This is a genomic window from Variovorax sp. F042 (assembly GCF_057814215.1).
The window spans coordinates 446475-468372 of the sequence record NZ_JBVASX010000002.1; the positions used below are offsets into that span (position 1 = coordinate 446475).

Here is a 21898-nt window from a genome sequence, read left to right on the forward strand (position 1 = left end):
ACAATGCATGAATGGACCGCACCCTGCTCCCGCACCTCACGATCGTGCTGGCGGTGCACCGGCGCGGCGGCTTCGCGGCTGCCGCGGCCGAACTGGGCATGAGCGCCTCGGCCGTGAGCCACGCGGTGCGCGCCGTCGAAGACCACCTGGGCCAGCCGCTGTTCGCGCGCACCACCCGCAGCGTGCGGCTCACCGAGGCCGGCGCCGGCTTCATCGGCATGCTCGGCCCCGCCATGGGCGAGATTGCCGATGCGGTCGACCGCTTTGGTGAAGCATTGGGGCGCGTGAGCGGCGTGCTGCGCATCAACGCGCCGCACGTGGCGCTGCCACTGGCCATGACGCCGCTGGTGGCCGAAATGTCGCGCCGCCACCCCGAACTCACGGTCGAAATTACCTGCGACGACGGCCTGGCCGACATCGTCGCCGGCGGCCACGACGCGGGTGTGCGGCTGGGCCACACGGTGGCGCAAGACATGGTCGCCGTGCGGCTCACGCCGCCCTTCCAGGCCATCATGGTGGCCACGCCGCGCTACCTGGCCACGGCCGGAGAGCCGCGCAATATCGACGCGCTGCAGCAGCACAACTGCATCGGCTTTCGCTTCGTGACTTCGGGCGGCGTGTACGCCTGGGACCTGCGCGACAAAGCAGGCGCCCACGTATCGGTCGAAGTGCCGGGCACGGTGCGCGTCACCGACGCGCTGTATGCCCGTGATCTGGCACTGGCCGACGTGGGCATTGCCTACATCTTCGAGCCGCTGGTGCGCACCGAACTGCGCGACGGCCGCCTGCGGCAGCTGCTGCCGCGCACGGCTTTCGACGAGCCGGGGCTGTTTTTGTACTTTCCGCGCCGCGCGGCGCAGGCACCCAAGCTGCGCGCTTTTGTCGACCTGGCGCGGGAAATGCTGAAGCCTTAAGACGCCCTCCAGTGGGGGGCATCGGGCCCAGCCCGGCCAAACCCGGCTCCAGCCGGGCGACAATCGGGGATTCCGGCGAAAACACCCCTATCCCCGTTCCGCCGGAAGTTCCAGCCAACCCGACAACCCAGGATCTACGGAAGCAAGCGCATGAGCTCGAAGCAACCCACCATCGTCTACACCCTCACCGACGAGGCGCCCCTGCTGGCGACCTACGCGTTTCTGCCCATCATCCGCGCCTTCACCAACCCGGCCGGCATCAACGTGGCCACCAGCGACATCTCCGTGGCGGCCCGCATCCTGGGCGAATTTCCCGAGCTGCTGAGCGACGACCAGAAGGTGCCCGACAACCTGGCCGAACTGGGCAAGCTCACGCTCAAGCCCGAGGCCAACATCATCAAGCTGCCCAACATCAGCGCCTCGGTGTCCCAGCTCAAGTCGGCCATCAAGGAACTGCAGGGCAAGGGCTACAAGATCCCCGACTACCCGGAGAACCCGACCTCGGACGAGGACAAGGACATCCGCGCGCGCTACAACAAGTGCACCGGCAGCGCGGTGAACCCTGTGCTGCGCGAAGGCAACTCCGACCGCCGCGCGCCCAAGGCCGTGAAGGAATACGCACGCAAGAACCCGCACAGCATGGCCGACTGGAGCCAGGCCTCGCGCTCGCACGTCTCGCACATGCACGGCGGCGACTTCTACCATGGCGAAAAGTCCATGACGCTGGACCGCGCGCGCAACGTCAAGATGGAGCTGATCACCAAGAGCGGCAAGACCATCGTGCTCAAGCCCAAGGTCGCGCTGCTGGACCGCGAGGTCATCGACTCCATGTTCATGAGCAAGAAGGCACTGCTGGCCTTCTATGAAAAGGAGATCGAGGACGCGCACAAGACCGGCGTCATGTTCTCGCTGCACGTCAAGGCCACCATGATGAAGGTCTCGCACCCCATCGTGTTCGGCCACTGCGTGAAGATCTTCTACAAGGAAGCCTTCGAGAAGCACGGCAAGCTGTTCGACGAGCTGGGCATCAACGTCAACAACGGCATGATCGATCTCTACAACAAGATCGCCACGCTGCCGCAGAGCACGCAGGACGAGATCAAGCGCGACCTGCACGCCTGCCACGAGGGCCGCCCCGAGCTGGCGATGGTCGACTCGGCCAAGGGCATCACCAACTTCCATTCGCCCAACGACGTGATCGTGGACGCCTCGATGCCCGCGATGATCCGCAACGGCGGCAAGATGTGGGGCGCCGACGGCCGCCTGAAGGACGTGAAGGCCGTGATGCCCGAATCGACCTTCGCCCGCATCTACCAGGAGATCATCAACTTCTGCAAGTGGCACGGCGCCTTCGACCCCAAGACCATGGGCACGGTGCCCAACGTGGGCCTCATGGCCCAGAAGGCCGAGGAGTACGGCTCGCACGACAAGACCTTCGAGATCCCGGAGGACGGCGTCGCCAACATCACCGACCTGGACAGCGGCGAAGTGCTGATGAGCGAGAACGTGGAGCAAGGCGACATCTGGCGCATGTGCCAGGTCAAGGACGCCGCGATCCGCGACTGGGTCAAGCTGGCCGTTACCCGTGCGCGCAACTCGGGCATGCCGGTGGTGTTCTGGCTGGACGCCTACCGCCCGCACGAGGCGCAGCTGATCACCAAGGTCAAGATGTACCTGCACGAGCACAACACCTCGGGCCTGGACATCCAGATCATGAGCCAAGTGCGCGCCATGCGCTACACGCTGGAGCGCGTCGTGCGCGGCCTGGACACCATCAGCGCCACCGGCAACATCCTGCGCGACTACCTGACCGACCTGTTCCCCATCATGGAACTGGGTACCTCGGCCAAGATGCTGTCGATCGTGCCGCTGATGGCCGGCGGCGGTCTGTACGAGACCGGCGCGGGCGGCTCGGCCCCCAAGCACGTGCAGCAGCTGGTGGAAGAAAACCACCTGCGCTGGGACTCGCTGGGCGAATTCCTTGCGCTGGCCGTGAGCCTGGAAGACCTGGGCCTGAAGACCGGCAACAAGAAAGCCGCCATCCTGGCCAAGACGCTCGACACCGCCACCGGCAAGCTGCTCGACAACAACAAGAACCCGTCGCCCAAGACCGGCCAGCTCGACAACCGCGGCAGCCAGTTCTACCTGGCCATGTACTGGGCGCAGGAACTCGCCGCGCAAACGGACGACAAGGAACTGCAGGCCCAGTTCGTGAAGCTGGCCGGCACGCTCGCCAGCAACGAGCAGAAGATCGTCGACGAACTCTCGGCCGTGCAGGGCAAGCCGGTGGACATCGGCGGCTACTACCTGGCGGACCCCGCCAAGTTCGAAGCCGTGATGCGCCCGAGCGCCACGCTCAACGCGGCGCTGGCGTCGGCCCAGGGCTGATGCGTATCGAGCGGGTGGCAGCCATGAAGCCTTGGCTCGCAATGCTTCCCGCCGCGCTGGCCCTGGCTGGCGCGGCAGGCACTGCGCACGGGGCCGAAGACTGCGAAGCCCTGCGCACCCGCGTCGAATCGAAGATTGCCGCGGCCGGCGTGGCGCGCTTCACCGTCACCGTCGTCGATGCCAACGCATCGGCGAACGGCCAGGTGGTGGGCAGCTGCGAGCTCGGCAGCAAGAAGGTCGTGTACCTGAAGGACGCCGGGTCCGGGCCGGGCTCGGCCCCGGCGGTCCCGCCCACATCGTCGGGCGAACCGATCCTCACCGAATGCAAGGACGGCACCGTGTCCGTCGGCGGCGACTGCAGGAAGTAGACGGGGCAGCGCTCAGCGCTTCCTCACCACCCGCGCAATCCAAGCCAGCAACACCGCCTCGACTTCCTCACGGTTGACCTCGTTCAGCGTCTCGTGTCGCGCGCCGCCGAACACGTGGCACGACACATCGCGCAGCCCCGCCTCGCGGTAGCGCTGCACCAGCGGATAGAACCACTCGGCCTTGTTGCTGACCGGGTCCTCATCACCGATGAACAGATAGAGCGGCAGCTCGGGCCGGATGTGCTTGCGCATCGCGGCAGGCGTCAGGTCGGCGAGATTCGCGAACATCGAACCCAGCCCCTCGGCCGATACCGTGAAGCCGCACAGCGGATCGGCAATGTAGGCATCGACCTGCGCCGGATCGCGGCTGAGCCAGTCGAAGGGCGTGCGAACGTCTGGCAATGCGGCGTTCATGTCTTCCAGCTTGAAGCCAGACTGCAATGCGGCACCCAGCAAGTCGAGCGCCGAAGTGCCCGAGAGCACCGCGCCCGCCAGCAGCGCGCTGTGTTTGACGAGGTAGTACTGCGTGGCGAACGAGCCCATGCTGTGGCCCACAAGAATCAGCGGCAGGCCGGGATGCACGCCGCGCACGTGATGGCTCAGCAGCGCCATGTCGTCCACCAGCCCGGCGAACGCGCGCGGTCCGAACTCGCCCAGCTCTCCGCGCTCCGAAGCGCCCTTGCCATGGCCGCGGTGCTCGTTCGCATAGACCACGTAGCCGGCCTGCACCAGCGCATCCGCCAGATGCCGGTAGCGCAGCGAATGCTCGCCCATGCCGTGCGCCAGCTGGATGACGGCCCGCTGCGTCGCGCCCTGCCAGCGATGGACCTCCACCGTGACGCCGTCGTTGGCGGTCAGTTCGAAGTGGGTCTCGGTGGTGGGCATGCGGTGCTCCGATTTGAAGGGAGCACCATCCTAGGTGCTGATGAACGGAGCTTCGATCAGGGGTTTCCAGCCTCTGTCGCGTGGCGGACAGCCAGTAGCGCGGCCATCTTCTTCAACGCAGCTTCCGGCGTCGGCTCGATGTGGATCGAGCAGGCCAGCATCAGGTTCAGCGGCTGGCCGAAGTCTTCGACCGCGATGCCCGTGCCGCTTTCGCGCAGCACGTCATTCGCGTCGACCTCGCACTGCAATGCCGCCCGCGCGCGATCTGCATAGCTGCCTTCGGGCACGCCGTAGGCCACCACCGGAATCCCCAGCGCAATCGCCGCGCCAACTTCGAACACCGTGCCGGAATCGGGCTCCATGCCTCTGAAGCACTGGAGGTTGGCAACGACGCCGTCTGCGCTGCGAAGGCGCTGCAGGTTGGCTTCGTAGATCTGCATTTCCGGGGCGTCGGGGGTTTGCTCCTCGTTGCCGTCGGCGGGTAGCAGTGCCGTGAGGCCGGCCGCATCGCACGCGGCAGTCAGCCGGATGAAGTGATCTCTCGCGTCGGGACGGAAGACGTCCGGGCCCGCCAGGTAGATGCGCGGGCGGGCCGGGATCTCGGGAGATTTGTCCATCGACAGAGCATCATCGATTTCCGAGCTCGGCTCAATCTCGGCAACATGGTGTGAAGCGACTTACCGATGGATGCATCAGGCGCACGGCACCAATCCCCGGCCTTCGGGGAATCAGGCAAGAAACTCGCATAAAGCGACTACCGCCCCGCTCGCGCCTTTTTCAAGAATGGACGCTCCCTCTATTCACGACCCAAGGCGCACCATGAACACCGCACATCGCACCGGCGCAATCACCGCGCTCTCGCTGTCCCTCGCCATGGCCTCCGGGCCTTCGCAGGCCCAGGCGCAACGCCCCAGGCTGCTCGAAGACCCGAAACGCTACGTGGGCATGTGGGTGACACAAGACGGCCATATCCGCCACGAACTGCTTCCAAACGGCCGCTACGACGAAGCCCGTGGCACGCGCCAGAGCGCCTACCAGGGCCGCTACACGCTCACTGGCAATCACATCGACTACGTCGACGACACCGGCTTCACGGCCGACGGCGAGTTCCGCGAAGGCGTGCTGTACCACGCCGGCATGGTGCTCTACCGCGAAAGCAAAAGCACTACGCGGCGCTGAGCGGCAACCGGATCAGCCTCGCGTTTTGCAGGATCAGGCAAAAACCACGTTCGATTCGGATACCACCTCAAGCACCTCGGAAGCGAAACTTCTTTCCATGCCCGGCTCATGCTCTTTTCTGCGTGAGCCCCACGGCAACCAGACCAGCACGAGGAGTTCTCCATGACCGCAATCCAGGAAAAAGTCGTTCTCATCACCGGCGCGAGCAGCGGCATCGGCGAAGCGACCGCGCGGCTGCTTGCGCGGCGCGGCGCCAAGGTGGTGCTCGGTGCGCGCCGCACTGACAGGCTCGCGGCACTCGTGGCCGAAATCGAGGCCACGGGCGGCACGGCGAGCTTCCAGCGGCTCGACGTGACGCACCGGCCCGACGTGGAAGCCTTTGCCGAATTCGCCCTCGAGACGCATGAGCAGATCGACGTGCTCGTCAACGCCGCGGGCGTGATGCCGATGTCGCCGCTGTGGAACCGCAAGATCGAGGAGTGGGAACTCATGATCGACGTGAATCTGCGCGGCGTGCTGCTCGGCATCGCGGCCGTGCTGCCGACGATGCAGGAGCAGGGCTGGGGCCACATCGTGAACGTGGCGCCGGTGGCGATGCAGGGCGTGTCGCCCAACTCGGCCGTGTACCACGGCACGCAGTACGCGGTGAACGCGATCTCCGAGGGGCTGCGGCAGGAGCACGCCGGCCGCCTGCACGTGACGGTGGTGAGCCCCGACGTGAACGGCCCGAGCGACCCGCTGGCCGAGCGCATCGCGGCCAGCTACGCCCGCGAACGCATGCGCACGAACCGGCGGCTTGCAGTGCCGGTGGATGCCGTGGCCCGGTCGATTGCCGGGGCCATCGAAGGCTATGGCATCACGGCCGGAGCGATGCGGCCGCCCAGCAGGCAGAAGCCGCATCCCTCCGTGTACGTCCAGTAATTCAATAAGTCTTGTACGGCAGGAACTTGCCCGACAGCACCACGTTGACGCGGTCGCCCTTCGGGTCGGCCTGGCGCTGGATGTCCATGCTGAAGTCGATGGCGCTCATGATGCCGTCGCCGAACTCTTCATGGATCAGCTCCTTGATGGTGGTGCCGTACACGCTCACCACCTCGTACCAGCGGTAGATGAGCGGATCGGTCGGCACAGGCGTGGGCAGCGAGCCCTTGTAGGGCACCACCTGCAGCCACTTCTGTTCCTCGACCGTGAGGCCGAAGATCTTGCCGATGACCTTGGCCTGCTTGTCGTCGAGCGTCATCTGGCCGAGGCAAGCGGCGGTGGTCCACTCTTTCGAGAGACCGACCTTCCTGGCCACGTCGGCCCACTGGATGCCCTTGCTCACCTTGACGGTGATGATTTTCTCGGTGACGTCGTTGCGGTTCATGCGGGTTTGCTCCTGATTGGATTGAAGAAAAGCGGAAGGCTCACGACGCCTTCGCGCGCGTGACGAGAAAGTCGACGATGTGATTGCGCAGCGCGTAGTAGCCGTCGAGGTGGTGCAGCGAGGCGCGCGTGCGCTCGCGCGGCAGCGGGTTGACCACCGTCTCGACGATGTTCCCCGCACGGTAGCCGCCCTGCGGCAGGTCGGCGCCATTGGTCATCAGCAGGATGCGGTCGGCCAGCAGGATGGCCTCGTCCACGTCGTGCGTGATCATGAAGACGGTCTGCTGCGTCTGCCGCACGATGGCCATCAATTCATCTTGAATGGTGCCGCGCGTGAGCGCATCGAGCGCGCCGAAGGGCTCGTCGAGCAGCAGCATCTTGGGCTGGATGGCAAAGGCGCGCGCAATGCCCACACGCTGCTTCATGCCGCCCGAAAGCTGCGACGGCTTCTTGTCGATGGCCGCCTGCAGGCCGACCATGGCAACGAAGCGCTCCACCTGCGCATCGACCTGCGCGGCCGACCAGTCGGGCCAGCGCGAAACCACGGCGAACGCGATGTTCTTGCGCACGGTGAGCCACGGCATGAGCGCATGGCTCTGGAACACCACGCCGCGCTCCAGGCTGGGGCCCGCCACCTCGCGTCCATCCATGAAGACGTGGCCTGCGCTGGCCTGGTCGAGGCCTGCCAGCACGTTGAGGATGGTGGTCTTGCCGCAGCCCGAGTGGCCGATGATGCAGACGAATTCGCCACGGTCGAGGGTGAACGACACGTCCGCGAACACAGGCCGTGTTGGCACAAAGGCCTTGGCGAGCCCTTCGATGCGCAGGAAGCCGCGGGCGCCTGGCGCCTCCACGGCGGCAGTGGATGCAACGGGTTGAGTCATGACTTCGCCTTGGGTCGCAAGATCGGTGCGCTCACTCCACATACGTCACCTTCCGCTGCAGGCCCGCGAAGGCCTGGTCGAGCAGCATGCCCACGACACCGATCAGCAAGATCGCGAAGATCACGTTGGTGAGCGACAGGTTGTTCCACTCGTTCCACACGAAGTAGCCGATGCCCGTGCCGCCCACCAGCATCTCGGCCGCCACGATGACAAGCCACGCAATGCTCATGCTGATGCGCATGCCCGTGAGGATGGTCGGCGCTGCCGCCGGCAGGATCACGCGGAACGCGCGGCGCAGCGGCTTCACCTCGAGCGTGCTGGCCACGTTGAGCCATTCGCGCTTGACCGAGGCCACGCCGAAGGCCGTGTTCAGCAGCATCGGCCACACCGAGCAGATGAAGATCACGAAGATGCCGCTGACCGACGAGTCCTTGATGGTGTAGAGCGCCAGCGGCATCCACGCCAGCGGCGAGATCGGCTTGAGCACCTGTATGAACGGATCGAATGCCTTGTGCAGCAGCGGCGACATGCCGATGACGAAGCCCAGCGGCACTGCAACCAGGCACGCCAACGCAAAGCCCAACCCCACGCGTGCCAGCGAATAGGCCAACTGGATGGCAATGCCCTTGTCGTTGGGCCCGTTGTCGTAGAACGGATTCGACAGGTGCTTCCACGCGGTGGCGCCCATCTCGGCCGGCGTGGGAAAGCCCGAACTCTTCACCTGGCCCTGCGTCGGGTCCTTGCCAAGCATCTTCTGGTATTCGATCTGCTCGGCTGTCATGCCTGCTACAGCGGAGGCACCGGTGGTCGGTGCGGTCGCCAGCTGCCACACGCCGACCAGCAGCAGGAACATCAGCAGCGACACCAGCGCCGCCTTGAACGAGAGGGCCTTCTTCGGCATGGCTCAGGCCATCTTCGCAATGGCGAAGCTCTTGACGTAGTCGTCGGGCTTCGCCGGATCGAACACTTTGCCCATGATCGTGAACTTGGGGTAGGCGCCATCGGGCACGGCCTGGCCCAGGTCCTTCATGCGCTTCTTCGCGTCGGTGAGCAGGAAGACTTTTTCGGCGATCTGCTTGTAGTTGATGTCGCCTTTCACGTAGCCCCAGCGCTTCATCTGCGTGAGCATCCACACGGCCATCGATTGCCAGGGAATAGGGTCGAAGTCGGCTCGGTCGGGCACGGTGCGGATGTTGCCCAGCCCGTCGGCAAACTTGCCGGTGAGCACCTGCATGAGCACGGTCTCGGGCTGGTTCAGGTACTGCGCGGGCGCGATCACCTTCGCGATGAGCTCGCGGTTCTTCGGATCGCGCGCCATGGCCGATGCGGTGAGCACCGAGCGCACCAGCGCGGCGAAAGTGTTGGGGTTCTTCTCGATGAACTCGGTCGAGGAGCCGAAGGCGCAGCACGGGTGGCCGTTCCACAACTCTTTGGTGAGCAGGTGGATGAAGCCGATTTCCTCGAACACGGCGCGCTGGTTGAACGGGTCGGGGCCGAGGTAGCCGTCGATGTTGCCGGCGCGCAGGTTGGCCACCATCTCGGGCGGCGGCACCACGCGGATCTGGATGTCGGTGTCGGGGTTCAGGCCCGCTTCCGCCACGTAGTAGCGCAGCAGGAAGTTGTGCATGCTGTACTCGAAGGGCACGGCGAACTTCATGCCCTTCCAGGTTTTCGGGTCGCGCTTGTCCTTGTGCTTGTTGGCCAGGGTGATGGCCTGACCGTTGGTGTTCTGGATGGTCGCGACGTTCATGGGCACCGCGTTGGAGCCCGCGCCCATCGAAATGGCCAGCGGCATGGGCGACAGGAAGTGTGTAGCGTCGTACTCCTTGTTGAGCATCTTGTCGCGGATGAGCGCCCAGCCCGCCGTCTTCACCACTTCCACGTCGAGGCCCTGCTTCTGATAGAAGCCCAGCGGGTGCGCCATGATGAGCGGCGTTGCGCAGGTGATTGGAATGAAGCCGATCTTGAGCCTGGTCTTCTCGAGCGGCGCTTTCTCCTGCGCCATGGCCTGCAGCGCGCCGAGCGGAAATACCGAGGCGATGGCGGCGCGCGCGGTGTTGGCGCCAACGGCGCGCAGGAAGCCGCGCCGCACGCTGTCGACAGGGAACAGCGCCTTCATGAGGCTGGCTTCGAGCTTGTCTTCTGGCAGCACCCCCGCGCCGTGCACGCGCCCGCAGGCGCAGCGCATCTTCAGTGGCCGGTCGGCATCGTAGGGATCGCAGGCGGTCTGTTCGCGCGGGCTGGACATGGTGGTGCACCTCGTTGGAAAGATGCAGCAGCCGTTGCAAGCGCCGGGCCGGAAATGCGCCGCAACTCCCTTTCGACACGTTGCGGCTCCAGATCGTGCCGCCGATGTCGAGGCCTTGTAGGGCTGGCACTACAAGCCGGTGCACACCGGCCGTGTTTTCAGCCAGTCGCACCCTGCTTGCCGTGGCGTTCGGCATACAGGGCCAGTTCCACGTCGTTCTTGGTGCCGGTCTTTTCGAGGATGCGCGCGCGGTAGGTGCTCACGGTGTTGGGCGCCAGGCCCAGCTGCGCACCGATTTCGCTCACGCTGTGCCCGGCGCTGAGCAGGCGGTACACCTGATGCTCGCGGTGCGAGAGCATTTCGGCGCCCTGCCCGGCGCCACGGCCCACGGCAGTGGCCAGTGCCTCGGCCGTGGCCGCCGACACATACAACCCACCGGCCGCCACCTTGCGCACCGCACCGACCATGTCGTCGGCGTCGGCGCTCTTGTTGAGATAGCCCGAGGCGCCGAGCTTGATGCAGCGTACGGCGTACTGCTTCTCGGGGTACGTGCTGAGCATCAGCACGGGGAGCGTGGGCCACTGTTTGCGCAAGGCTTGCAGCACGTCGAGGCCGTCGCGGCCCGGCAATGCGATGTCGAGCAGGACCACGTCGAGGCCTTCCTGGCCTCCGAGCGCCTGTACCGTTTCCAGCACTTCCGGGCCGGTCTGTGCTTCGGCGCGCACGGTCATGGTGGGCAGGCCGTTGGAGAGGTCGCCGAGCATCTGCTTGAGGCCCTCTCGCACGATGCGGTGGTCGTCGGCTATCAGTACGCGGATGTCGGTCATCTCATTTGTCCGTGTTTTCTTGTTCTTGTTCGGGGTGCGTGCGGATGACACCGGGTACTCCCCTCCGCGAATGTCCCCCGTCGGCGTGATCGCGCCCCAAACCGACGCAGCAAATCGAAAGACAGGGCTTCATGGCAGCGGCAGGTGCAAAAAGAAGGTGCTTCCCTCCCCCACGTGGCTTTCGATATCTATGCGCCCGCCGAAGTGGCGCGCACGCTCTCGCATGCCGAGCACGCCATAGGAAGTGGCAGCCTCGAAGGCCTGCGCCGGTGCACCGACACCGTCGTCGCGCACGCTGATGCTCAGTTGCTCTTGTTCGACACCGATGCGAATGTCGAGGCTGTGCGCCCGCGCATGCCGGCCGACGTTGCTCAGCATCTCCTGGAAGATACGGAACACTGCAATAGCCGCAGGCTCGGGCAGCTCCACGCCAGGCGGCACGTCGAAGCGCCAGTCCAGTTCGAGCTCCGCCGCCTGCACGAACTCGTGCGCCTGCCATTCGAGCGCGGCCCACAGGCCCTGATGGTCGAGGATGCTGGGACGCAGGTCGGTGATGATGCGCCCCACGTTGTCTACCGCGCGTTCGATGAGCTGGCTCATGTTCGTGCACTTGCAGCGCATCTGGTCGCGCATGGCTTGTGCCGCGTCGGGCGTGCGCTCCTGCTGTTCGCCCAGGCGCTTGCCGATCCAGTTGACGTCCATCTTCAGCGCCACCAGCAGGCTTCCGAGCTCGTCGTGCACCTCGCGCGCGATGCGGGTTCGCTCGTCTTCGCGCACCTTGTCGAGCCAGGCAGAGAGTTCGCGCAGTTGCACCAGCGCGTCGCTGAGTTCGCGGGTGCGCTCTTGTACGCGCAGGCCGAGTTCGTCCTTGGCCTGCTGCAAGGCTTCGGCCTGGCGGCGGCGTTCGGTGATATCGACAAAGGTGATGACGGCGCCGCGCACCTGCGCGCCATCCATGATGGGGTGGCTCGAATATTCGACCGCGAAGGCGGTGCCGTCGCGGCGCCAGAACACCTCGGTGTCGATGCGGCACGGCAGGCCGCGTCTGAAGGCGTTGAAGATGGGGCAGTCGGTGTCGGCGTAGTGCGAACCGTCGGGGTGCGAGTGGTGCGTGAGCTCGTGCATGTTCGAACCGAGCACGTCGCGCACCTCGTGGCCGAGCATCTGCGCGCCGGCCCGGTTGATGAACATGCAATGACCGTCCAGGTCGATGCCGAAGATGCCCTCGCCCGTCGACTCAAGCAGCAGGCCAAGCTGGTGCTGCCAGAGCGGGTGGCTGGCGGTCGGGTTCAGTAAGGGCGTCTCCATGCACCAAAAGCAAGCAACAGCCGTGCCCGCAGCACCCGGCAAGGTCAGGTGCGCGCCCAGTGGAACTTGCGATCCGCCTCCTTGATGGGCTGGTCGTTGATGCTCGCAAAGCGCCTTTGCATCAGGCCGTTCTCCGCGAACTCCCAGTTCTCGTTGCCGTGGCTGCGATACCAATGGCCCGCGTCGTCGTGCCATTCGTACTCGAAGCGCACCGCGATGCGGTTGTCCATGAAGGCCCACAGCTGCTTCTTCAGCCGGTAGTCGAGCTCGCGCACCCACTTGCGCGACAAGAATTCGACCACCTGCTCGCGGCCATTGACGAACTCGGCGCGGTTGCGCCATTCAGTGTCGGGCGTGTAGGCCAGGCTCACGCGCACGGGGTCGCGCGAGTTCCAGGCGTCTTCGGCAGCCTGGACTTTCCTGGTGGCCGATTCAAGGGTGAAGGGCGGCAGCGGCGGGCGGGATTCCATGAGGGTCTTTCGTTGAAGTGGTGAAGGGGAATGCGCCGCAATGTGCCACATGTAGACAGACCTGTCTACATGCCTACAATCGCGGCATGGACATCTCCGTCATCTCTGCGCTGCCTGCGCGCGAGCGCATCCTTCTCACCGCGCACGACCTCTTCTATGCCGACGGCATTCGCGCCACCGGCATCGACCGCGTCATTGCCGCGTCGGGCGTCACCAAGGTCACCTTCTACCGGCACTTTCCTTCGAAGGACGACCTGGTGCGAGCCTTTCTCGACCACCGGCACGGACGATGGATGGCATGGTTCATCGATGCGCTCGGCCGGCGCGGCGCGCAGCAGCGCATCGGCGACGCACAGGCGCTGGAGATGCTGGCCGACGTGATGGCCGAATGGTTTGCCGACCCGGTGTTCCGCGGCTGCGCGTTCATCAACTCGGTGGTGGAAGTGGGCACGAGCGTGGCCGGTGCCAGCGAAATCGCGCGCGAGCACAAGCGCGAGATGGTCGAGGTAATTGCGGGCCTCATGCCCGACGGACCACAGCGCACGGCCATTGCGCAGGCGGCCGCGCTGGGCGTCGACGGCGCCATCGTCAAGGCGCAGATGGGCGACGCCGCACTCGCGCGCGAAGCGGTCGACGACCTGCGCCGCTTGCTTCAGGCGCTGACAGCCGCGCTCGTCACTTCACGACCATCAGCGTGAACGGCCACACATAAGCCTGCAAGGTCACGTAGAAGCCCACGAGGCAGGCCAGCGCGATGGAGTGGAAGAAGACGTAGCGAAGGATCTCGCCTTCGTGGTTGAACCAGCGCGTGGCGGTGGAGGCAACCACGATCGACTGTGCATCGATCATCTTGCCCATCACGCCGCCCGAGCTGTTGGCCGCGCCCATCAGGTTCGGGCTCAGGCCCAGCTGGTCGGCAGCCACCTTCTGCATACCGCCGAAGAGCACGTTCGACGCCGTGTCGGAGCCCGTGAGCGCCACGCCCAGCCAGCCCATCAGCGTGCCGAAGAACGGGTAGAACATGCCGGTGTTGGCAAAGGCCAGCCCCAGCGTGGTGTCCAGCCCCGAGTAGCGCGTGAGCGTTCCCAGCGCGAGCATCAGCATGATGGTGAGCAGCGAGAACTTCACCAGCCACAGCGTGCGGCCATAGGCGGCCACGAGCTGGATCGGGTTGTACTTCATCACCAGCCCGCCCACGATGGCCGACACCAGGATGCCGGTGCCCGTGGCCGAGAGCAGCAGCAGCTGGTACACAGCGCCCTCCTTCGTCGGCTTGGGCACCACGGGCGCCACCTTCTCGATCATGTTGTGCAGCCCCTCGATGGGGAAGTTGGGCGCGAAGATGCCGTTGAGCCAGGTCTTCACCACAGGCAGGCCCCAGATGAACACGAACACCGTGAGAATGAGCCACGGCGTCCAGGCGCGGATCACGGCGGCGCTCGAATGCTTCGCGGGCGCAACGGCCGGGCCGGCCTCGCCGCCGTCGGTTTCGTGCCCCTTGAGCGACACCGAGGTCCAGATCTTCTTCGGCTTCCACACGCGCAGGAACAGCACCAGGCAAACCATCGACACGATGGCCGCGATGATGTCCACCAGCTCGGGACCGATGTAGTTCGACACCAGGAACTGCGGAATCGCAAAGGACACGCCCGTCACCAGGATGGCCGGCCACACCTCCATCATTCCCTTGCGCCCCGCGAAGGCCCAGATGAGCCAGAACGGCACCAGTAGCGAGAAGAACGGCAGCTGCCGCCCGATCATCGCGGTGACCGCCATCAGGTCGTAGCCGTGCACCTTGGCCAGCGTGATGACCGGTGTGCCCAGCGCGCCGAAGGCAACCGGCGCCGTGTTGGCAATGAGCGAGAGCCCCGAGGCCGCGAGCGGCGAGAAGCCCAGCCCGATGAGAATGGCCGCCGTGACCGCCACCGGCGTGCCGAAGCCGGCCGCACCTTCGAAGAAGGCACCGAAGGCAAAGGCGATGAGCAGCAGCTGCAGGCGCCTGTCTTCCGTGATGCCGGCAATGGAGTCCTGCAGTATCTGGAAGCTGCCGTTCTGCTGCGTGAGCTGCTGCAGGAAGATGATGTTCAGCACGATCCAGCCAATGGGCAGCAGGCCGGTGATGCCGCCCAGAAAGGCCGCCTTGCCCGCCATGTCGGCCGGCATGCCGAAAGCGAACACCGCGATGACCACCGCACTCAGCAGGCCGAGCCCCGCCGCGTAGTGCGCCTTGACGTGAAGCAACCCGAGGCACACCAGCATCACCACCACCGGTATCGCGGCCAGTGCCGTCGATACGATCATGTTGCCGAACGGGTTGTAAACCTGTTGCCAGACCATGCGCTTGTCTCCTCTTTGTTGGAATCTTTTTGAGTCGGCAACACGAGGCGGGAATGGTCCTGCCACGAGCGGCCGAAAGCGTTCGCTACCATCCTAACCCGCTCCCCTCGCCAGCAAAAGATGGTTTCTCCGCGTCTCCCCTCGACCCAGGGCCTGCAGGCCTTCGAGGCCGTTGCACGCCTGCGCAGCGTGAACCTCGCCGCCGAAGAGCTCAGCGTGACGCCCAGCGCGGTGAGCCACCGCATCCGCCAGCTCGAACTGCTGCTGGGGCTGAAGTTCTTCGTGGGTAGCGATTTCAGCCTCAGCGCCGACGGCATGGCCTACCTGGCGCGCGTGCGCGAGGCCATTGCGGCGCTGCAGCAGGTGCCGGGCCGCGAGCCCGAGTCGCAGGTGCGGCGGCTGCGCGTGGCGGTCACGCCGACCTTCTCGCGGCAGATGCTGCTGCCGCGGCTCGCGCGATTTCGCGACGCGTACCCGAACATCGAGCTGATGCTGCAGGTGACCATGCCGGTGCGCAACGTCACGGTCGAAGAGGCCGACATCGAGTTGCGCTTCGGCACCGGGCCCTTTCACGATCGCGAGTTTGTCCAACTGCTGGCCGACGAGGTCTCGCCGGTGTGCAGCCCCGCCTACCTGAAGCGCCACGGCCCCTTCGACGGCTTTGCCACCGATGCCGAGGTGTCGCGCGCGCAGTTGCTGCGCACGCCGCTGGAGTCGTGGCGCACCTGGTTCAAGGCCTGCGGCGTGGGCCTGCCCGAGCCGGCCACGGGACACCAGTTCAACGACCTCGGGCTGGCGCTCGACGCGGCGGCCGAAGATTTCGGCGTGGTGCTGATGCACCTGCGGCTGGGCAGCGCCTGGCTCGACAACGGGCGGCTGGTGCGGCTGTCGCAGCGCAGCGTGCCTTCGCCCAACGCCTACTTCCTGTGCTGGCGGCCCGGCGCCATGGAGCGCTGGGAGTGCGCGACCTTCGTCGAGTGGCTGCGCGAGGCCCTGCGCAAGTGAAGCGACCGATCTGAATTTTTTTCAGTTGCGAGCCCGGCTTTTTTCAGATGGCGCACCGGAGCGCCTGCCGATAATGGCCGGTTCGCCTTCGTCAATCCACAAGAACCAGCCAGGAGACAGCCCGTGTCCGACCTTTCCAAGATCACCAGCATCGAAGACCTGCGGGTGATCGCCAAGCGGCGTGTGCCGAAGATGTTCTACGACTACGCCGACTCCGGCGCCTGGACCGAGGGCACCTACCGCGCCAACGAGAGCGACTTCCAGAAGATCAAGCTGCGCCAGCGCGTGGCCGTGAACATGGAAGGCCGCTCCACCCGTACCACCATGGTCGGCCAGGAGGCCGCAATGCCCGTGGCCATTGCGCCCACCGGCCTCACCGGCATGCAGCATGCCGACGGCGAGATCCTCGGCGCGCGCGCAGCCAAGGCCTTCGGCATTCCGTTCACGCTGTCGACCATGAGCATCTGCTCGCTCGAAGACATTGCCGAAGGCACCGACCGCCATCCCTTCTGGTTCCAGCTCTACGTGATGAAGGACCGCGACTTCATCGAACGCCTGATCGAGCGCGCAAAGGCCGCCAACGTCACGGCCCTGCAGCTCACGCTCGACCTGCAGATCCTCGGGCAGCGCCACAAGGACATCAAGAACGGCCTCACAGCGCCGCCCAAGCCCACCATCAAGAACCTGATCAACCTGGCCACCAAGCCGCGCTGGTGCATGGGCATGCTGGGCACCAAGCGCCGCACCTTCGGCAACATCGCGGGCCACGCCAAGGGCGTGAAAGACCTGTCGTCGCTGTCGTCATGGACCGCCGAGCAGTTCGACCCCGCGCTGAGCTGGGCCGATGTCGAATGGATCAAGAAGCTCTGGGGCGGCAAGCTCATCCTCAAGGGCATCATGGACGTGGAAGACGCGCGCCTTGCAGCCTCGAGCGGCGCCGATGCGCTCATCGTGTCGAACCACGGCGGCCGGCAGCTCGACGGCGCACCTTCATCCATTGCTGCGCTGCCCGCCATCGTCGACGCGGTGGGCACCGAGATCGAGGTGTGGATGGACGGCGGCATCCGCAGCGGGCAAGACGTGCTCAAGGCCCGCGCGCTGGGCGCACGCGGCACCATGATCGGCCGCAGCTTCCTGTATGGCCTGGGCGCCTACGGGCAAGAGGGCGTAACGCGCGCGCTGCAGCTCATCCACAAGGAGCTCGACATCACGATGGCTTTCTGCGGCCGCACGAACATCGACGAAGTCGATTCGAGCATCCTGCTGCCGGGTACGTTCTAGGCTTGCCTGAAGGCCTCCCGAAGGCCACTTCGGGGGTAGGCCGATGCGGCGTTGACCGACACGCCGCAGCCTCTTGCCGGCGCAGAATGTTTTGGCAACAACAACATTGCCTGCACGGCACAAGAAGGCACCATGAGCGCAGTCACGCCTGTTCCGGGAGGCCCAGCGGCCTCTGCTTCGCCACTCCCGCACTACACGGCCGAAGAAAAGCGCCACCGCGTCTTCGCGATCATGGCGGCCTCTTCCGGCAACCTGGTCGAGTGGTTCGACTTCTATGTGTATGCGTTCTCGGCGCTGTACTTTGCGCCGGCCTTCTTTCCCAAATCGGACCCCACCGCCCAGTTGCTGAACACCGCCGGCGTGTTCGCGGCCGGCTTCCTGATGCGGCCCATCGGCGGCTGGCTCTTCGGCCGCGTGGCCGACCGGCTGGGGCGCAAGACGTCGATGCTGATCTCGGTGACGATGATGTGCGCCGGCTCGCTCGTCATCGCGTGCCTGCCGACTCACGCGCAGATAGGCGCGTGGGCGCCCTTCCTGCTGCTGATCTGCCGCCTGTTCCAGGGGCTGTCGGTCGGCGGCGAATACGGCACCACCGCCACCTACATGAGCGAGGTGGCACTGCGCGGCCAGCGCGGCTTCTTCTCGTCATTCCAGTACGTCACGCTGATCGGCGGGCAACTGCTCGCGGTGCTGGTGATCGTGGTGCTCGAACAACTGCTGACCGAGGCCGAACTCAAGGCCTGGGGCTGGCGTGTTCCGTTCGTCATCGGCGCCATCGCAGCGGTTGTCGCGCTGCTGCTGCGCCGCACGCTGCATGAAACGCAGACCGACGAAGCCAAGAAGAACAAGGAGGCCGGCAGCATGGCCGGCCTGTTCAGGCATCACACGCCCGCCTTCCTCACGGTGCTGGGCTACACGGCCGGCGGCTCGCTGATCTTCTACACCTTCACCACGTACATGCAGAAGTACCTGGTGAACACCGTGCACCTGCCCATCAAGACCGCAAGTTATGTGATGACCGGGGCGCTGTTCGCCTACATGTGCATGCAGCCGGTGTTCGGCGCGCTGTCGGACCGCATCGGGCGGCGCAACAACATGCTGCTGTTCGGCGGACTCGGCGCGCTGACGACCGTGCCCATCCTTACCGCACTGCAGCACACGACGAGCCCGGTGATGGCTTTCGTGCTGATCATCGTGGCGCTGGCCATCGTGAGCTTCTACACGTCGATCAGCGGGATCGTGAAGGCGGAGATGTTCCCGCCTGAAGTACGGGCGCTGGGCGTAGGACTGGCCTATGCCGTGGCCAACGCGATCTTCGGCGGCTCGGCCGAATACGTGGCGCTGGGACTCAAGTCACTGGGACACGAGTCGGCGTTCTTCTGGTACGTGAGCGCGATGATGGTGATCGCGTTCCTGGTGAGCCTGCGCCTGCCGAGGCAAGCGAGCTACCTTCATCACGATCACTGAACCAACACTGGCGGCTGGCTACTCGGCTTCCAGACGCTGCGCCACTTCGTGCTTGCTCAGCCCGCGCACCGAAGCAAGGTTCTCGAGTTGCGCTGCCCTGGGCCGGGCCTTGCCCTGTTCCCAGTGGTAGATCGTCTGGCCCGACACGCCCACCAGCTTTCCATAAGACGCGGCGGAAATACCCAGCTTCGTGCGATGCGCAGCCAGGCGCCCGGCACTGAAGCGGCGCTTGGTTCCGCCTTCATCCGACTCGTCTGGTTCGCTCGCGCGTGCACTGCGGGCCGTGCCTTTGGCAACGTTGCGCAGTTCCTTCTCCAGTGAACTCACTTGGCGGCGCAATGCCGCTATGGCCGCGCGGTGATGAACCGATGCCTTCTTGAGGGTTTCCATTTCTGCGCGGACTTCCTTGCGGGCGACACGCGAGATTTCAGATTTAAGGATGGATGCAATGTTTGGCATGCCGGCATTGTGCCCAGCAAATGTAAACACGGGACAAAAATGTCAAATCTTGGATCAAATTTGAATCTTTTGATTACAAAGCGAAGATCCGCGTCATCGCGACCCACTTCTCCCCTTCAGGCGTCCAGGGCGTGGGCGCCTGGAACTTCCACATCAGTTCTTCCCACTCCCTGATCTTTGGATTGCTCCGCGTGGCAAGCGCCATGGCATCGGCGTTGTAGCAGGCATCGTCCGTCTCCATCAGCATCACCATCCGCGTACCGAGCCGGTAGATTTCCATGGCCGTTATGCCGTGCGCATTCAGGTGCTCGCGCACCTCGGGCCAGATGCTGCGGTGATAAGCCTCGTACTCGGCGATCAATGCGGGGTCGTCTTTCAAATCGAGAGTCAGGAAATGGCGCATGGCTTGTTCCGATCAAAGCAGGGAATCAATCAGGTCAGCGCCCGATCCAGATGCGTATATCCGCCGTCCACAAACACCCATTGCCCGGTGGTGTGCGCGGCACGCTCCGACAACAGGAACACGACGTTGTCCGCAACCTCCTGTGGAGTCGTCATGCGGCGGCCAAGCGGGATCTTGTCGGTGATCTCCGCGAGCTTGCGATCAGGCTCGTCGAACGCGGAAATCCAGCGCTGGTACAGCGGCGTCATCACCTCGGCCGGGATCACCGCGTTCACGCGAACGCCGTCCTCCAGCAATGAAGCAGCCCACTCACGCGTCAGCGACAGTTGCCCGCCCTTGGCGGCGGTGTAGCCGCTGGTGTTGCCCTGCCCCGTTATTGCCGTCTTCGACGAGATGTTCACGATCGCGCCGCGGCTGGCCTTCAGGTGCGGCAGGCAGTAATGCGCCATCACGTAGCAGTGGACGAGATTGCGTTCGAGTGAACGTACGAAGGCCTCGCGTCCCGCCTCCAGCCCCACGCTGTCGTTCACGCCCGCGTTGTTGACCAGGCCATCGATGCGACCGAACTCGGCGGCGGTATCGGCAATGGCCTTGGCACAAGCGGTTTCTTCCATCAGCTCGAACTGGAAGAACCGCGCACGCGGCTGCAGCGAACGCAATGCCTCTTCAAAAGGCGCTTCGAGCGGATTCTTCCCGCAGATCACAGGCACCGCGCCCTCCTGTGCCAGCGTCATCGAAATGGCCGCGCCGATTCCGCTGCCGCCACCGGTAACGATCACCACCTTGTCCTTCAGATTCAGGTCCATGCTGTGCGATGCCTTTCCTTATCCACGAAAGCGGTATTTCTCCAGCGACTCCGGCTTCATCGTGATCGAGAAGCCCGCGCCCTTCGGCGGCATGTAGGCCGCATTGCGAATCTCGCAGGGCTCGACGAAGTGCTCGTGCAGGTGGTCGACATACTCGACCACGCGGCCTTCGCGCGTGCCCGAGATGCAGAGGTAGTCGATCATCGACAGGTGCTGCACGTACTCGCACAGCCCCACGCCCCCTGCATGCGGGCACACGGGCAGTTTGTACTTCGCGGCCATCAGCATCACTGCAAGAATCTCGTTCACGCCGCCTAGCCTGCACGCGTCGATCTGCACCACGTCGATGCCGCCGCGCATGATGAACTGCTTGAACATGATGCGGTTCTGGCACATCTCGCCCGTGGCCACTTTCACCGGTGCGATGCCCTCGCGAATCTTGCGGTGGCCTTCCACGTCGTCGGGGCTGGTGGGTTCCTCGATGAACCACGGCTTGGCAAACGCCAGCTGGCGCACCCAGTCGATGGCCTGGCCGACTTCCCACACCTGGTTGGCGTCGATCATCAGGTGCCGGTCGGGCCCGAGCACCTCGCGCGCCACGCGCAGGCGGCGGATGTCGTCCTGCAGGTCGCGCCCCACCTTCAGCTTGATGTGGTTGAAGCCCGCATCCACAGCCTCTTGCGCGAGGCGCCGCAGCTTCTCGTCGGAGTAGCCCAGCCAGCCGGCCGATGTGGTGTAGCAGGGGTAGCCCTCGGCCTGCAGCGTGGCGATGCGTTCGGCCTTGCCAACGGCCGCCGCGCGCAGCAGGGCCAGTGCCTCGTCCGGCGCGATGCAGTCGGTGATGTAGCGAAAGTCGATGCATCGCACCAGTTCCTCGGGGCTCATGTCGGCTACCAGCTGCCACACGGGCTTGCCTTCGGACTTGGCCCACAGGTCCCACATCGCGTTGACCACCGCGCCGGTCGCAAGATGAATCGCGCCCTTGTCGGGGCCGATCCAGCGCAGCTGGCTGTCCGATGTCACATGCCGCCAGAAGCGGCCCATGTCCTCGGCCACCCATGCCAGGTCGAGCCCCACGACCAGATGCCGCATCGCCTCGATGGCCGCGCAGCAGATCTCGTTGCCGCGGCCGATGGTGAAGGTGAGGCCGTGGCCTTCGAGCCCCGGCTGGTCGGTTTCGAGCACGACGTACGCCGCCGAATAGTCGGGGTCGGGGTTCATCGCATCGGAGCCGTCCAGATGCTGCGAGGTGGGAAAGCGCACGTCGAGCACGCGCATGGATCGGACGATGGTCATGGGACTTT

The 21898-nt window shown here is 65.2% G+C and carries 23 protein-coding genes; 9 read left to right on the forward strand and 14 right to left on the reverse strand.

Features of this window, described 5'->3' with window-relative positions; translation table 11 throughout:
• Nucleotides 1–11 precede the first annotated feature (11 nt).
• The 3 genes from ACZYSP_RS10570 to ACZYSP_RS10580 all read left to right on the forward strand — a co-directional run bounded on the left by ACZYSP_RS10570 (nt 12) and on the right by ACZYSP_RS10580 (nt 3670).
• Entirely contained in the window at nt 12–914 is a 903-nt protein-coding gene (locus ACZYSP_RS10570) for a LysR family transcriptional regulator (protein WP_093075669.1), read from the forward strand.
• Between the two features lie 150 nt (nt 915–1064).
• Nucleotides 1065–3302 carry an NADP-dependent isocitrate dehydrogenase gene (locus ACZYSP_RS10575; RefSeq protein WP_093049177.1) on the forward strand — a complete coding sequence of 746 codons (2238 nt, stop codon included), beginning with the start codon at nt 1065–1067 and terminating at the stop codon, nt 3300–3302.
• Between the two features lie 23 nt (nt 3303–3325).
• Entirely contained in the window at nt 3326–3670 is a 345-nt protein-coding gene (locus tag ACZYSP_RS10580) for a DUF1161 domain-containing protein (protein WP_093076061.1), read from the forward strand.
• A gap of 12 nt (nt 3671–3682) precedes the next feature.
• On the opposite strand, the gene ACZYSP_RS10585 is transcribed toward ACZYSP_RS10580, so the two are convergent.
• Nucleotides 3683–4555, reverse strand: a complete 873-nt coding sequence (locus ACZYSP_RS10585; RefSeq protein WP_093075671.1) for an alpha/beta hydrolase — start codon at nt 4553–4555, stop codon at nt 3683–3685.
• Between the two features lie 56 nt (nt 4556–4611).
• Nucleotides 4612–5172, reverse strand: coding sequence for a nucleoside 2-deoxyribosyltransferase (locus ACZYSP_RS10590; RefSeq protein ID WP_093075672.1), 561 nt, complete (start codon nt 5170–5172; stop codon nt 4612–4614).
• A gap of 202 nt (nt 5173–5374) precedes the next feature.
• On the opposite strand from ACZYSP_RS10590, the gene ACZYSP_RS10595 reads away from it, so the two are divergent.
• Nucleotides 5375–5734: an Atu4866 domain-containing protein gene (locus ACZYSP_RS10595; RefSeq protein WP_256216700.1), complete on the forward strand. Its 360-nt coding sequence runs from the start codon at nt 5375–5377 to the stop codon at nt 5732–5734.
• A 162-nt stretch (nt 5735–5896) separates the two neighbouring features.
• Nucleotides 5897–6655 carry an SDR family oxidoreductase gene (locus tag ACZYSP_RS10600; RefSeq protein WP_093049169.1) on the forward strand — a complete coding sequence of 253 codons (759 nt, stop codon included), beginning with the start codon at nt 5897–5899 and terminating at the stop codon, nt 6653–6655.
• A gap of 1 nt (nt 6656) precedes the next feature.
• On the opposite strand, the gene cynS is transcribed toward ACZYSP_RS10600, so the two are convergent.
• From cynS to ACZYSP_RS10635, 7 genes are all read right to left on the reverse strand, one after another.
• Nucleotides 6657–7100 (reverse strand): cyanase, encoded by a 444-nt coding sequence (cynS, locus tag ACZYSP_RS10605; protein WP_093049166.1) that lies wholly within the window; start codon nt 7098–7100, stop codon nt 6657–6659.
• 40 nt (nt 7101–7140) lie between these two features.
• The gene (locus tag ACZYSP_RS10610) at nt 7141–7983 is read right to left on the reverse strand and encodes an ABC transporter ATP-binding protein (protein ID WP_093075674.1); all 843 of its coding nucleotides are present in this window, start codon (nt 7981–7983) and stop codon (nt 7141–7143) included.
• 31 nt (nt 7984–8014) lie between these two features.
• Complete coding sequence (ntrB, locus tag ACZYSP_RS10615; protein ID WP_093075675.1) at nt 8015–8884, reverse strand: nitrate ABC transporter permease; 870 nt, start codon at nt 8882–8884, stop codon at nt 8015–8017.
• A gap of 3 nt (nt 8885–8887) precedes the next feature.
• Entirely contained in the window at nt 8888–10171 is a 1284-nt protein-coding gene (locus ACZYSP_RS10620; protein WP_371258803.1) for a CmpA/NrtA family ABC transporter substrate-binding protein, read from the reverse strand.
• Nucleotides 10172–10389: 218 nt separating this feature from the next.
• Nucleotides 10390–11058 carry a response regulator transcription factor gene (locus ACZYSP_RS10625; protein ID WP_093075678.1) on the reverse strand — a complete coding sequence of 223 codons (669 nt, stop codon included), beginning with the start codon at nt 11056–11058 and terminating at the stop codon, nt 10390–10392.
• Nucleotides 11059–11187: 129 nt separating this feature from the next.
• Nucleotides 11188–12366, reverse strand: a complete 1179-nt coding sequence (locus tag ACZYSP_RS10630) for a sensor histidine kinase (protein WP_093075680.1) — start codon at nt 12364–12366, stop codon at nt 11188–11190.
• 44 nt (nt 12367–12410) lie between these two features.
• Nucleotides 12411–12836: a nuclear transport factor 2 family protein gene (locus ACZYSP_RS10635; protein WP_093075681.1), complete on the reverse strand. Its 426-nt coding sequence runs from the start codon at nt 12834–12836 to the stop codon at nt 12411–12413.
• A gap of 86 nt (nt 12837–12922) precedes the next feature.
• Here ACZYSP_RS10635 and ACZYSP_RS10640 point away from each other — a divergent pair, with 86 nt between their 5' ends.
• On the forward strand, nt 12923–13534 hold the full coding sequence (locus ACZYSP_RS10640) for a TetR/AcrR family transcriptional regulator (RefSeq protein ID WP_093075683.1): 612 nt from the start codon (nt 12923–12925) through the stop codon (nt 13532–13534).
• Here the strand turns inward: ACZYSP_RS10640 and ACZYSP_RS10645 are convergent.
• Entirely contained in the window at nt 13512–15173 is a 1662-nt protein-coding gene (locus ACZYSP_RS10645; protein WP_093075685.1) for an L-lactate permease, read from the reverse strand. The two genes, ACZYSP_RS10640 and ACZYSP_RS10645, sit on opposite strands and share 23 nt — an antisense overlap.
• Nucleotides 15174–15293: 120 nt before the next feature.
• Here ACZYSP_RS10645 and ACZYSP_RS10650 point away from each other — a divergent pair, with 120 nt between their 5' ends.
• From ACZYSP_RS10650 to ACZYSP_RS10660, 3 genes are all read left to right on the forward strand, one after another.
• Entirely contained in the window at nt 15294–16178 is an 885-nt protein-coding gene (locus tag ACZYSP_RS10650) for a LysR substrate-binding domain-containing protein (protein ID WP_093075686.1), read from the forward strand.
• 123 nt (nt 16179–16301) lie between these two features.
• Nucleotides 16302–17459, forward strand: a complete 1158-nt coding sequence (locus tag ACZYSP_RS10655; RefSeq protein WP_093049139.1) for an alpha-hydroxy acid oxidase — start codon at nt 16302–16304, stop codon at nt 17457–17459.
• Nucleotides 17460–17591: 132 nt separating this feature from the next.
• The gene (locus ACZYSP_RS10660) at nt 17592–18926 is read left to right on the forward strand and encodes an MFS family transporter (protein ID WP_093076064.1); all 1335 of its coding nucleotides are present in this window, start codon (nt 17592–17594) and stop codon (nt 18924–18926) included.
• Nucleotides 18927–18944: 18 nt separating this feature from the next.
• On the opposite strand, the gene ACZYSP_RS10665 is transcribed toward ACZYSP_RS10660, so the two are convergent.
• From ACZYSP_RS10665 to ACZYSP_RS10680, 4 genes are all read right to left on the reverse strand, one after another.
• A complete protein-coding gene (locus ACZYSP_RS10665; RefSeq protein WP_093075688.1) occupies nt 18945–19385 on the reverse strand; it encodes a helix-turn-helix domain-containing protein in 441 nt (146 codons plus the stop codon).
• Nucleotides 19386–19458: 73 nt separating this feature from the next.
• A complete protein-coding gene (locus tag ACZYSP_RS10670) occupies nt 19459–19788 on the reverse strand; it encodes an L-rhamnose mutarotase (protein ID WP_093075690.1) in 330 nt (109 codons plus the stop codon).
• Nucleotides 19789–19817: 29 nt separating this feature from the next.
• Nucleotides 19818–20594: an SDR family oxidoreductase gene (locus ACZYSP_RS10675; RefSeq protein ID WP_093075691.1), complete on the reverse strand. Its 777-nt coding sequence runs from the start codon at nt 20592–20594 to the stop codon at nt 19818–19820.
• Between the two features lie 18 nt (nt 20595–20612).
• Complete coding sequence (locus ACZYSP_RS10680; RefSeq protein ID WP_093075693.1) at nt 20613–21890, reverse strand: L-fuconate dehydratase; 1278 nt, start codon at nt 21888–21890, stop codon at nt 20613–20615.
• Nucleotides 21891–21898: the final 8 nt, after the last annotated feature.

Coding starts and splice junctions, on each gene's coding strand:
- ACZYSP_RS10640 (WP_093075683.1), top strand. CDS start 12,923: ATGGACATCTCCGTCATCTCTGCGCTGCCTGCGCGCGAGCGCATCCTT.
- ACZYSP_RS10610 (WP_093075674.1), bottom strand. CDS start 7,983: ATGACTCAACCCGTTGCATCCACTGCCGCCGTGGAGGCGCCAGGCGCC.
- ACZYSP_RS10675 (WP_093075691.1), bottom strand. CDS start 20,594: ATGGACCTGAATCTGAAGGACAAGGTGGTGATCGTTACCGGTGGCGGC.
- ACZYSP_RS10600 (WP_093049169.1), top strand. CDS start 5,897: ATGACCGCAATCCAGGAAAAAGTCGTTCTCATCACCGGCGCGAGCAGC.
- ACZYSP_RS10635 (WP_093075681.1), bottom strand. CDS start 12,836: ATGGAATCCCGCCCGCCGCTGCCGCCCTTCACCCTTGAATCGGCCACC.
- ntrB (WP_093075675.1), bottom strand. CDS start 8,884: ATGCCGAAGAAGGCCCTCTCGTTCAAGGCGGCGCTGGTGTCGCTGCTG.
- ACZYSP_RS10650 (WP_093075686.1), top strand. CDS start 15,294: ATGGTTTCTCCGCGTCTCCCCTCGACCCAGGGCCTGCAGGCCTTCGAG.
- ACZYSP_RS10660 (WP_093076064.1), top strand. CDS start 17,592: ATGAGCGCAGTCACGCCTGTTCCGGGAGGCCCAGCGGCCTCTGCTTCG.
- ACZYSP_RS10570 (WP_093075669.1), top strand. CDS start 12: ATGGACCGCACCCTGCTCCCGCACCTCACGATCGTGCTGGCGGTGCAC.
- cynS (WP_093049166.1), bottom strand. CDS start 7,100: ATGAACCGCAACGACGTCACCGAGAAAATCATCACCGTCAAGGTGAGC.
- ACZYSP_RS10580 (WP_093076061.1), top strand. CDS start 3,326: ATGAAGCCTTGGCTCGCAATGCTTCCCGCCGCGCTGGCCCTGGCTGGC.
- ACZYSP_RS10630 (WP_093075680.1), bottom strand. CDS start 12,366: ATGGAGACGCCCTTACTGAACCCGACCGCCAGCCACCCGCTCTGGCAG.
- ACZYSP_RS10680 (WP_093075693.1), bottom strand. CDS start 21,890: ATGACCATCGTCCGATCCATGCGCGTGCTCGACGTGCGCTTTCCCACC.
- ACZYSP_RS10595 (WP_256216700.1), top strand. CDS start 5,375: ATGAACACCGCACATCGCACCGGCGCAATCACCGCGCTCTCGCTGTCC.
- ACZYSP_RS10590 (WP_093075672.1), bottom strand. CDS start 5,172: ATGGACAAATCTCCCGAGATCCCGGCCCGCCCGCGCATCTACCTGGCG.
- ACZYSP_RS10575 (WP_093049177.1), top strand. CDS start 1,065: ATGAGCTCGAAGCAACCCACCATCGTCTACACCCTCACCGACGAGGCG.
- ACZYSP_RS10620 (WP_371258803.1), bottom strand. CDS start 10,171: ATGCGCTGCGCCTGCGGGCGCGTGCACGGCGCGGGGGTGCTGCCAGAA.
- ACZYSP_RS10585 (WP_093075671.1), bottom strand. CDS start 4,555: ATGCCCACCACCGAGACCCACTTCGAACTGACCGCCAACGACGGCGTC.
- ACZYSP_RS10625 (WP_093075678.1), bottom strand. CDS start 11,058: ATGACCGACATCCGCGTACTGATAGCCGACGACCACCGCATCGTGCGA.
- ACZYSP_RS10645 (WP_093075685.1), bottom strand. CDS start 15,173: ATGGTCTGGCAACAGGTTTACAACCCGTTCGGCAACATGATCGTATCG.
- ACZYSP_RS10665 (WP_093075688.1), bottom strand. CDS start 19,385: ATGCCAAACATTGCATCCATCCTTAAATCTGAAATCTCGCGTGTCGCC.
- ACZYSP_RS10670 (WP_093075690.1), bottom strand. CDS start 19,788: ATGCGCCATTTCCTGACTCTCGATTTGAAAGACGACCCCGCATTGATC.